The organism is Vibrio sp. 03-59-1, from assembly GCF_013114135.1.
Lineage (GTDB): Bacteria > Pseudomonadota > Gammaproteobacteria > Enterobacterales > Vibrionaceae > Vibrio > Vibrio cortegadensis.
Map to the genome: position 1 here is coordinate 1 of NZ_VTYA01000079.1, position 998 is coordinate 998.

The 998-nt window shown below is 43.6% G+C and carries 1 protein-coding gene; it reads right to left on the minus strand.

Going from position 1 to position 998, the window contains the following annotated elements:
- Window positions 1-106 precede the first annotated feature (106 nt).
- Window positions 107-859 (minus strand): SDR family oxidoreductase, encoded by a 753-nt coding sequence (locus tag F0249_RS20000; protein ID WP_171757647.1) that lies wholly within the window; start codon window positions 857-859, stop codon window positions 107-109.
- Window positions 860-998 lie beyond the last annotated feature (139 nt).

A 998-nucleotide genomic window follows, 5' to 3' on the forward strand; every position in this document is an offset into this window, starting at 1 on the left:
TAAATTAAACATGCGCCCACGCAAAAGGCTTGGGTATAGAATGCCAATGGAGTATATTCATGCCCACCTGTAGAAAGTGTCGCACTTCAAACTTGATACTAAGCATTTAAAGCCCACCACACAGGTCTAAGTAATTCCCCGTAGAGAATGATGACTTTTCCGATGAAAGCCAATAGATAGCTTCTGCTACCTCTTCAGGACGCCCTCCTCGTTGGAGAGGGATAATACTTTTTAACCGCTCTATCCTTTCAGGCTCACCACCATCAGCATGCATTTCCGTATAAATGAGCCCAGGGCGAACGCAATTAACTCTGATACCTTCTGAGGCAACTTCTAGAGATAACCCTTTTGTCAGCGTATCAATTGCCCCTTTAGACGCTGCGTAATCAATATACTCATTTGGCGAACCCGAACGAGATGCGCCCGATGAAACATTCACTATCACACCTCCATGCCCACCATGACGTGTAGACATGCGTTTGACTGCCTCACGGCAGCAAAGAAAGTAACTAGTCACATTATTAGATAAGATGGTATTGATTCGGTCGGCAGTCATATCTTCGAGGCGTGATTGTTTGCGAAGAATACCTGCATTATTAACAAGCACCGACAAAGCACCTAGTTCATCATCGATTCTCGCAAATAGCCTTGATACTTCAACTTCACTCGAAACATCAGCTTGAACCGTAATACACTGACCACCTGTTAACCTAATTTCATGAGCTAACGCTTCTGCCGCTGCCGAATTGGACTTATAATTAATACAAACTGCATATCCTTGTTCAGCAAAGAGCCTCGCCGTTGCAGCTCCAATGCCTCTTCCTGCACCTGTGATTAACACTACTTTTTGATTACTCATGAACCATCCTTGTATACATGAATTTGAAGGAATACCTAACGCCCAATTCTTGCGAATCCCCTCATAATTAACCGTAAAAACAATGAGGTAGACGCGCATCGCTGTCTTTGATCTAATGAATATCGCCAAACACACATTT

Bases quoted from the DNA above. Each gene is read 5' to 3' on its own strand.
- F0249_RS20000 (WP_171757647.1), bottom strand. From the start codon at position 859: ATGAGTAATCAAAAAGTAGTGTTAATCACAGGTGCAGGAAGAGGCATT.